General features: G+C 60.9%; 8 protein-coding genes. 3 read left to right on the plus strand and 5 right to left on the minus strand.

Features of this window, described 5'->3' with window-relative positions:
- Positions 1-17: 17 nt before the first annotated feature.
- The 3 genes from IVA75_RS15395 to IVA75_RS15405 are packed head-to-tail and all read right to left on the minus strand — an operon-like array spanning position 18 to position 2647.
- Positions 18-1118: a DegT/DnrJ/EryC1/StrS family aminotransferase gene (locus IVA75_RS15395; protein ID WP_247290310.1), complete on the minus strand. Its 1101-nt coding sequence runs from the start codon at positions 1116-1118 to the stop codon at positions 18-20.
- A gap of 3 nt (positions 1119-1121) precedes the next feature.
- Positions 1122-1589: an acyltransferase gene (locus IVA75_RS15400; protein WP_247290312.1), complete on the minus strand. Its 468-nt coding sequence runs from the start codon at positions 1587-1589 to the stop codon at positions 1122-1124.
- Positions 1586-2647 carry a Gfo/Idh/MocA family oxidoreductase gene (locus IVA75_RS15405; RefSeq protein ID WP_247290314.1) on the minus strand — a complete coding sequence of 354 codons (1062 nt, stop codon included), beginning with the start codon at positions 2645-2647 and terminating at the stop codon, positions 1586-1588. The genes IVA75_RS15400 and IVA75_RS15405 overlap by 4 nt, the downstream gene beginning before the upstream one ends.
- Before the next feature lie 155 nt (positions 2648-2802).
- On the opposite strand from IVA75_RS15405, the gene IVA75_RS15410 reads away from it, so the two are divergent.
- The 3 genes from IVA75_RS15410 (at position 2803) to IVA75_RS15420 (ending at position 6990) form a co-directional block, all read left to right on the plus strand.
- On the plus strand, positions 2803-4152 hold the full coding sequence (locus tag IVA75_RS15410) for a hypothetical protein (protein WP_247290315.1): 1350 nt from the start codon (positions 2803-2805) through the stop codon (positions 4150-4152).
- Between the two features lie 4 nt (positions 4153-4156).
- Positions 4157-5335, plus strand: a complete 1179-nt coding sequence (locus IVA75_RS15415; RefSeq protein ID WP_247290318.1) for a glycosyltransferase — start codon at positions 4157-4159, stop codon at positions 5333-5335.
- A 437-nt stretch (positions 5336-5772) separates the two neighbouring features.
- Positions 5773-6990 (plus strand): glycosyltransferase, encoded by a 1218-nt coding sequence (locus IVA75_RS15420; protein WP_247290319.1) that lies wholly within the window; start codon positions 5773-5775, stop codon positions 6988-6990.
- A 42-nt stretch (positions 6991-7032) separates the two neighbouring features.
- Here the strand turns inward: IVA75_RS15420 and IVA75_RS15425 are convergent, their stop codons facing one another.
- The gene (locus IVA75_RS15425; RefSeq protein WP_247290321.1) at positions 7033-8556 is read right to left on the minus strand and encodes a hypothetical protein; all 1524 of its coding nucleotides are present in this window, start codon (positions 8554-8556) and stop codon (positions 7033-7035) included.
- Positions 8557-8676: 120 nt separating this feature from the next.
- A partial coding sequence (locus IVA75_RS15430) for a CARDB domain-containing protein (protein WP_247359380.1) occupies positions 8677-9502 on the minus strand: 826 nt, incomplete at its 5' end.

Here is a 9502-nt window from a genome sequence, read left to right on the forward strand (position 1 = left end):
CAGGCGCGCCACCGGGGCTATGCAAATTCGCGCACGAGCCGGATCACGCTCTCCTGCTGCGCGGGCGTGATTTCGGCAAAAATCGGCAGCGACAGGATGCTGGTCTGGTCCCGGTATGCATGTGGAAATTCCGCCGCCGTGTGACCGAATCGCGCGTAGGCCTGAAGCAGCGGCAGCGCGGTCGGATAGTTGATTGCGGTCTGCACGCCGTTAGCGTTGAGGTGAGCCGCCAGCGCATCTCGTCGCGGATGCCGGATGGTATAAAGGTGATAGACGTGGTGGCGACCAGGCGCGACCTGCGGTACGCTCACCCCCTCGATCCGGTTGAGGCCGGAATCATAGACCGCGGCCGCACGCTGCCGCGCCTCGGTCCAGGCCGCCAGATGCGGAAGCTTTGCCGACAGGATCGCGGCCTGCATTCCGTCGAGCCGGCTGTTGACGCCCTCGATCTCATGTTGATGCTTCACCAGGCCGCCGTGACGCGCGAGCCGCGTCATGTGCTCGGCAAGCCCGGCGTCATTGGTGACGACGGCGCCGGCATCGCCCATCGCGCCAAGATTCTTGCCCGGATAAAACGAGTAGGTTGCGGCCGCGCCGAACGTTCCCACCATCTGCCCCTTGTAGCGGGCCAGATGCGCCTGGGCACAATCCTCGATCACCCACAAACCATGGTTGCTCGCGATTCCCATGATCGCGTCCATCTCGGCAGGCTGACCATAGAGGTGCACTGGAATGATGCCGACGGTGCGCGGTGTGATCGCAGCCTCGATCGCCGCGGGATCGATCGTAAACGTCACACCATCGGTATCGCAAAACTTCACGACAGCGCCGGCGTGAGTGATCATTGCCGAGGTCGATATCCAGGAATGTGCCGTCGTGATCACCTCATCGCCCGGCTTCACCTTGAGCGCGGCCATCGCCAGATAAAGCGCATCCGTCCCGTTGGCACAGGAGACGCAGTGCTTGACGGATGCGGCCTTGGCAAAGTCGCGCTCGAACGCATCGACAAATGGGCCGCGGATAAAGGCGTTGTCGCGGATGACAACCGCAATCGCAGCGTCGATCTCGCCCTTGATGTTCTGGTACTGGAGCTGGAGATCAGCGAAGGGTACGGCCATCAGTCACTTCCGCAAGGTCAATAGGCGCGCCGGATTGCCGGCATAGGTTCCGGCCGCGGTGATGTCCCTGGTCACCACCGAGCCCGCGCCGATCACGACGTCGTCCACGATCGTGACCGGCATGATCGTGGCATTCGAGCCGATCGACACCCTGTTGCCGATCCGGGTCTCACGCCACAGCTCCTTGCGACCGCGCGCCGGACCACCGCCCGCGAAGGTGTCGTTGATGAACATCACGCCGTGGCCGATGAAGCAGTCCTCACCGATGCTGACGAGCTCGCAGACGAAACTGTGCGATTGCACGCGCGTGCGGGCGCCGACGACGACATCCTTCTGGATCTCGGTGAAGGGGCCGATGAAGCAGTCATCGCCGATCGTGCAACCGTAGAGATTGCAGGGCTCGACGATCTTGACGCCGATACCGAAGCTGACGTCTCGCATTCCGACCTGATGGCGCTCGGGGCCACTCACGAAGCAACACCCAGCCGACTGCGGCGAGGCACGAAGTGAAGCGGCACCTCCTGCCCCGTCTCGATCGATTCGTAGAGCGCCGAGATCAGTTCCAGGCTCTTGCGGCCCTGCAGCCCGTCGACCAGAGCTGCGCCGCGGTCAGCGAGACACTCGACGACCTGCTGATAATAGGCCTGGTGGCCGAAGCCATAGACGTTCGGCGGGTTGACCGAAAACTTTTCGATCACCTCCTTGTCAGACTGCAACTCGTTGACGAAACGCCAGTGGCGGATGTGGTTCATGGCGAAGCCGCCGACCTCGACCGTTCCCTTCTCACCCAGGATCGAGAGCGACCCCTCGAGATCAGCCGGACGCACCGCGGTCGTGGCCTCGATGATTCCCAGTGCCCCATTGCGGAACTTCAGCGTAGCAACCGCCGTGTCCTCGGTCTCGATCTTCACCAGCGCGGTCGCGCTGCGCGCATGAACGCTGACCACGTCGCCGAAGAACCACTCCAGCATGTCAATGTGATGGCTGGCCTGGTTGGTCAGCACGCCGCCGTCCTGCGCCCAGGTCCCTCGCCAAGCGTCTTGATTGTAATAGGCCTGGTCCCGGCACCAGCGCACGCGAACCGTGCCGAGCACGAGCTTTCCAAAGCGGCCGGCATCGAGCGCCTCGCGCGCCTTGACAATCGGCACGTTGAAGCGGTTCTGCTTGACGACGAAGAGCTTGACGCCGGCTTCATCGCAGGCGCGGATCATGTCGTCGGCGTCTTGCAGCCGCAGCGCCATCGGCTTTTCGACCACCACATGCTTGCCCGCGCGCGCGCAGGCGATCGCATGCTGCGGATGCATCCCGCTCGGCGTGAGCACCGCGACAGCGTCAATGTCGTCGCGTGCGAGCATCTCGTTGAGAGCGGCATACGCGGCGACCTTGAACTTCGCGGCGATCGCATCCGCCCGTGCGCGATCGGAATCGCACACCGCGACAAGGCGAGCGCCTTCAATGATGCCGCCGCCGAGGATCTCGGAGTGGCGCTTGGCGATACGCCCGCATCCGAGCAGGCCGAACCTAACCATAAGACCTCGATCTTTCCCGTTGATGGCTCGTGACGAAAGGGTCTGAGCGCACCGGTCAGGCTGACCTATATTAACAAAAGCCCGAATAAATCAAGGCTTTAGACAGTTCAATATCCCCATTCGGGCGTGCCTTGGACATTGCCTGCGTTCCTCAAATGGGATATCCGATCCGCCACATGGTGCCTCCCACGAACTTCACGGATCACAGGGCCGCGGACGGATTTCGTTTGCGCGGCAACGATCGCGGCGTAGCGCTGCTCATCCTGTGCCACCTGGTCCTGGGCAGCATCTCGCTGATCTGCGTGGCGCGCATCTACCCGGTCTACAGCATTATCTTCGACAACGAGAGGCTACCCACCGCGATTGCTACGGTCGCAGCGTTCGCCGTCCTGACCATCTTGTTCGTCCGCGCCCGGTTCAGCTTCGGCTATTTTGCCGGCTACTACCTCTTCGTCATGATTGCCGGCTATCTCTGGCTCAACAACTTCACCGAGTTCGATTACAACCATCGCCTGAGCGGCCTCTCTGCGGCGGCCTCCGCCGTGGCATTCCTGTTGCCAGCACTTCACCAGCCAACCTTGCCGCGATTGCTGGAATTGTCCCCGCAGGCTTTAGAGCGGCTATTGGGCTGGATCGTTCTGATCGGGGCCGCCGTCGCCGCGATCGGGGCGTATTACAACTTCAGGCTGGTCTCGCTCGGAGACATCTACACGTATCGCGAAGCTTTGACCGCACCGGCACTGGTGAACTACCTGGTTGGGATCACAATGACGGCCCTCTTGCCGTTCGCATTCGCATGCTACGCCGTGCATGGAAAACTCTGGCGGGCCGGCGCCGTCGTCATCCTGCTGCTGCTGTTCTATCCGGTCACATTGAGCAAGCAGGCTTTCTTTGCCCCGGCATGGCTCGTCCTCATGTTCGTGGTGACACGGTTCATCGGCTTGCGGCTCACCGTCATCCTGTCCCTCCTGCTCCCGACTGCGACAGGGTTGGTTCTGTTCAGCCTTTACCAGAGCGGCCTATTGCCTGAGCGGTCCGCGATGCCGGTATTCCAGCTGGTGAACCTTCGCATGGTGGCCATACCCTCGCTTGCGATGGACTATTACAACGCGTTCTTTTTCAACCACGAACAGACGCACTTCTGTCAGATCAGCTATTTGAAGCCAATCATGCCTTGCCACTATCGGGAGCCACTGGCAGTTGTCATTTACAATTGGTTTGGCATCGGTGGCTACATGAACGCCTCGCTCTTCGCCACCGAAGGCGTTGCGTCGGTCGGCCCGCTGCTTGCCCCGATCTCTGCACTCGTATGCGGCATCGTCGTCGCCATCGCCAACGGCATGTCCGCGGGCGCATCCCAGCGCATTGTTCTGGTTTCCTCGGCACTGTTGCCGCAGACCCTGCTGAACGTGCCATTCACGACTGTGATGCTGACCCATGGAGCCGTCGTGTTGTTTCTCCTGTGGTATGTGATGCCGCGAGACACAACCGAACGAGCGGATTAACGCGATGCGCGTCCTCATCCTCAACGCCGACTACCCACGCTTTCTGACCTGGCTGTACCGTCGCACGCCCGATCTTGCCCGCGCGACTTACGCGACGCAGATGGCGGCGCGCAATGCCAGCCTGTTCGGCGTTGCCGATTTCTACTCACGCAACTTCGCGGCCGCTGGGCATGTCGCCGCCGACATTCACATCAACAATCCCTGGATGCGCGCAGCTTGGGCGCGCGAACACGGGCTTGCTTTCGAACAGCCACCGGAGCCGGGAAACGAGGCTCAACGGCGAGCGATCCCCGGCTCGCTTCAACGCATGATCGCGCCATTCAAGCCGATCCTCAGGCCACTGGCACGAAAAGTGGGCTTGAGCCCACGGCTCGATGCGCAGGCGGAAGAGATCCTGTTGGCGCAGATCGAGGGATTCAAGCCGGACGTCGTCCTGAACCAGGACGTCTTCCACATCGATGCGCGCCTGGCGCGGCAGATCAAGGGCATCGGGCGGCCGATACTGATCGGGCAGGTCGGCATCGTCCCCTCGCGCGGCGAGGATTGGTCGGCCTATGATCTGATGATCTCGCAGCTTCTCCGGGTCGTTGAGTCCTTCCGCAGCGTTGGCGTCAGGTCCGAGGTGGTCCATCTGGCCTTCGAACCAGATATCCTCGACCGTCTTCCGCCGGCGCCCGAGCGCAGCATCGACATCTCCTTCGTGGGCGCGGTGTCGGCGGATCACCAGCAGCGGGTCGCACAGCTCGAAGCGGTGGCTTGGAAATACGACCTGAAGCTCTACGGCAGCGGCCTGCAGAACCTGCCCGCCTCGTCGCCGCTGCACCGCTGCTATCAAGGCGAGGTCTGGGGCGTGGAGATGTACCAGGCGCTCCGGGCCTCGCGCCTGACGCTCAATTCGCACATCGATCAGGCTGGCCGCGAGGCCGGCAACGCGCGGCTGTTCGAGGCGACCGGCGCCGGCACGTTCCTGCTGACCGATTTCAAGGACAATCTCCACACACTGTTCGATATAGGCAGCGAGGTCGCGGCTTGGCACACGGCCGACGACTGTCTCACGCTGATCGATCGCTACCTTGGGAACGAAGACGAGCGCTGCGCAATTGCTGCCGCAGGACAGGCGCGGACAGTTTCGACCCATACATTCAGGCGGCGGATCGAGGACATTCTTCGCTTTGTGAGCTGAAAGTCGCGAGTCCTTCGCCCTTGACGGTACGAATCAAAATAGCCAAAGTGCCTGCGCTTGATAGACGCCATGTCAGTTTAATGGCGCCTTTTTTATTTAAGGGCCTGGATGGCATACGTTGGTCATTTCAGATTCGGCGAGCAACCTTACCTAAGATCATTCTCAACAAGCGCGCATCCAGCGGATCAAGTACGGGACGCTTCAATTCGCGCCGGATCGCACAACCCCAAAGCGTCGAAAATCAGCTCGAGCATTCGCGTGAACCACATACTCATTGACGAAGAGGATCGTTTGACAAGGTGGTCTGCCTACGAATCACACCGAACGTACTACGGGTGTCCATTCAAAGTCGACACGACGTCAGACTCCAGCGGGTTTCGATTGACCAGCCGCTATCACTTGCTGCCGAAGCCACAAACACGAGTGGACGCTGAACGATGAAACGCTACCACATTGGTGTGTTCCTCGAACTTCCGCTCGACGTCGGCGGCGGTTTCCAGCAGTCGCTCACCGACATCATATGGATGCACGACTGGGCCAGGACCGTCGGCCTGGAGGTCACCGTATTCACGACGCTGCGCGATAACGTTGCGATCCTTGCCGAGCTCGGCATCACCAGCGTGTATCTGAAACTCAACTGGCTCGACCGCCTGTTCTTGTTCCTCAAATATCTGGGACCGTTCGATCTGCTGCAATACAGCCTGCGCGCCTGCGCGCCGTTCGAGAAAAAGCTCCGGAACGCTGAGGTCGATATCGTCTACTTCACCACCACGTCCAACTGGAATCTGGTGCTCTACAAGCTGCCGTTCATCATCACGGTTTTCGACGGTTGCTTCCGCGACAGCCCCGAGTTCGACGAGGTGCGCGAATTCGCCCAGTTCGAGCGACGTGAAATCGTTTGGCGCAGCGCTTGCATTAAAGCCGCCCTTGTCATCACGAACGCCGACGAGCTCATCGATAAATTATGTTTTCGTTATGCGATGACGCGGGACCGCGCCGTCTGCATTCCTCTTTCGCCATCACCTTACGTCACCCGAGCGAACGCGGACGAGGCAACACGGGAACAGGATTCTGCGATTTTAAGCAGATACGGCTTGGAGCCAGGCTATCTGTTTTACCCTGCACAGTTTTGGTCGCATAAGAACCATGCGACCATCCTGCTCGCCATGCGCCTGCTGAGAGATCAAGGGCACAAGCATAGGCTGGTGCTGTGCGGCTCAGATCCTGGTGCACGATCCACTTTCGAGGCACTTGTCACCGAACATAAGCTTGAAGATTCCGTCCGTATCCTTGGCTTCGTCCCCTCCACCGAGCTTGCCGCTCTCTATCGGGCTGCAAATGCGATGGTGATGGCTACCTATTTTGGCCCGACCAACCTCCCGCCCTTGGAAGCTTGGGCGGTCGGAACGCCCGTAATCTATCCGGAAGCATTGAAGGCGCAAGCCGGCGATGCCGCAATCCTGTTCGACTACGACGATCCCGCATCGCTGGCCAAGGCCATCGTCAAGGTCGGCTCGGCGGAGGAGCGCAGCCGGCTCGCCGCGGCCGGCAAGGAGCGGCTCGGTTTTTTCGCCGAGCGGATTGACGAGGGTCATCGCCAGCTCGCCCGGGAGCTGATGCGGCTTCGATACCGCCGCTATCCCCAGATCTACTGACTTCCACAGGAGCAGGAAAGACGATTGGCCGGATGTGCTAAATCAGTTCGGCACCGCCGCCAGCACCCGCGCACGCACCCGCTCCATCAGAAGCGGACTGGCCGCGATGGCAACGACGACCAGCCAGATCGCACACTCCGCGATGAAAGGCAGCAGCCCCGCCCCCGGCACGACATCCCGGATTGCTGCGCCAAGACCCCATCCGCCGAGCACGATCGTCGCCATGGTTGAGATCAGGACCACAACGTGGCGGACCGGATGGCTTAGCGTCTGGCAGACGATCACGAGCGTCAGGATTCCGAACTGGGTAAGCAGGTCGCTCGCAACGATCGCGATTGCGGCACCGAGCGGACCGAGCCGGGGAATCAGCACGGCAGACAACACCAGGAAAACTCCCAGCTGTACTCCCTTGGTCCGCACCAGGAGATTACCACGATTGCTGTGATTGGCGAAACTAAGGGCCATCAGGGAAGGCGCAACGACAGCCGAACCTATCAGCAGCGTGACGGTGAGCGCGGCGTCGTTCGGAATACTGCCATGCGTCCACAATGTGAAGAAATCCGGCCAGAACGGCAGCAACCCGCCGACGATCAAGCTGGCCATCGCGGTGATGAACAGCGATCCGTAAGCGTAGAGGCCGCGCAGCCGTACCAAGTCGCCGATCGCAAAATCGTGGCCGAGCTCAGCGCCGATGGGCAATGTCATCTGGATGCTGATGCCGCGCAGGAAGCTCGAGATCACGCGGATCAAGCCCCATTGCGCGACCGCCACGCGATCGGCAACCATCGCGCTGACCAGCAGCATCGGCGCATTGGCGAGCGCGATCTCCGTCAGATTGGCCACGGCGAATGGCAGCGCAAGACGGAATTGCCCGGCGTTCCATAGCCAGGACCGTGAGGCGATCGCGCGTCCCCGCCGCAGGAATGGCAACTGGCGCGGGGCGTCGTAGACGGTCAAGAACAACGCGAACAGAATCTGCGTCGCGACGAAAGTGATCGCGACCGCAAGCAGGCTCCCGAGCCATGCAACCGCGATGAACTGTCCGATCTGTCCAACTAGCAGCGCGACATTCTGCGACCACACCGCGCGACTGTATTTGCCGCGCACGCGATAGAGCCCCGAGACGAGATTGGCCGGCAGAGCGAGCAGCGTGCCGACAGTGATGACGATCATCGCGACATTGAAGCTCGGCGTTTCGTGAAACCCGAGGACTGCCGCCGGCGGGAACAGCTCGGTTCCCGCAATCAGCAGGGCACTGAGTCCCAGGACGATCACCAGATAGAGCCGCATCATGCGCGCGTAGAAAGTTGCCGTGCGTCCATCGGAATCGACGCAGGCCTTGAACGCGAGAAAGCGGTTGATGGCACGAAGCTGCAGGCCGGCATCGGCGACGACAACGAGGCTTCCGGCCGCATACAGCGCGAGCCAGGCCGCAAGTGTGTCACTGCTCCAGAAATGCAAAAACGCCGGAATCAGAACGAGCTGCTGGGTCAGGGCAAGCAGCATCTGGACGACATTCGCAGACCAGCCACGAATGAGGCGGCGAAGGCGGCCGGGGACGTTCATTCGGCTCTCAGGCTGCATATCAACGATAGATCAGAGACATAGCTCGGCCACCCGTTGGTCATCGCAGTTGAGTCGGGGCAACAAACCGCGACCATCACCCGTCATCGGCCCCCGAAGAGGTCAGACTATAATGAAGTGTCCTGTCGGGTCGACAAAATGAAATCCGGAGTCGGGGTTGTCCCCCCTGCCGCCAGTCGTGTCCTGCACCTGAGACGATGCGGCAATAACAGAAATTTGCGTAACATTGTGATTGTTGTTGGCCTCGTTGCTCTCCGAAATCGCATTATTGTAGTCCGAGATTCCGCCGATGTAATAGGTGCCGGGCGCCAGATTGGCGGGAAGCGCCAGCGAGATCGTCTGGTGATCGAAATAGCCCGTCGCCCCGTTCGCCGACAGCCCTGGCGAGGCCACAGTCGTCAGTAGCGTATCTCCAGTCGTGATTGTTGCGTCGGTCGATAGATAGAGGCCCGAGATCGACGCGGCGGCGGCAGCCTTGCCAAAATTCACCACCCAGAAGTCGATGTTAGTGCTTCCGCCCGCCGCTATCGTCGTGCTGCTCACGCTGTCGAACGACGCGGTCAAATCGGGCTTTGCCGGCGCAGTCACCGTGATCTGCGTAACATTGTGATTGTTGTTGGCCTCATTGCTTTCCGAAATTGCATTATTGTAGTCCGCGATTCCGCCGATGTAATAGGTGCCGGGCGCCAGATTGGCTGGCAGCCCCAGCGAGATCGTCTGGTGATCGAAATAGCCCGTCGCCCCGTTCGCCGACAGCCCTGGCGAGGCCACAGTCGTCAGTAGCGTATCTCCAGTCGTGATTGTTGCGTCGGTCGATAGATAGAGGCCCGAGATCGACGCGGCGGCGGCAGCCTTGCCAAAATTCACCACCCAGAAGTCGATGTTAGTGCTTCCGCCCGCCGCTATCGTCGTGCTGCTCACGCTGTCG

Source organism: Bradyrhizobium sp. 134 (genome assembly GCF_023074155.1).
Lineage (GTDB): Bacteria > Pseudomonadota > Alphaproteobacteria > Rhizobiales > Xanthobacteraceae > Bradyrhizobium.

Excerpts from the sequence above, each read along its gene's own strand:
- IVA75_RS15415 (WP_247290318.1), top strand. The coding sequence starts at position 4,157 with ATGCGCGTCCTCATCCTCAACGCCGACTACCCACGCTTTCTGACCTGG.
- IVA75_RS15405 (WP_247290314.1), bottom strand. The coding sequence starts at position 2,647 with ATGGTTAGGTTCGGCCTGCTCGGATGCGGGCGTATCGCCAAGCGCCAC.
- IVA75_RS15425 (WP_247290321.1), bottom strand. The coding sequence starts at position 8,556 with ATGAACGTCCCCGGCCGCCTTCGCCGCCTCATTCGTGGCTGGTCTGCG.
- IVA75_RS15420 (WP_247290319.1), top strand. The coding sequence starts at position 5,773 with ATGAAACGCTACCACATTGGTGTGTTCCTCGAACTTCCGCTCGACGTC.
- IVA75_RS15395 (WP_247290310.1), bottom strand. The coding sequence starts at position 1,118 with ATGGCCGTACCCTTCGCTGATCTCCAGCTCCAGTACCAGAACATCAAG.
- IVA75_RS15410 (WP_247290315.1), top strand. The coding sequence starts at position 2,803 with ATGGGATATCCGATCCGCCACATGGTGCCTCCCACGAACTTCACGGAT.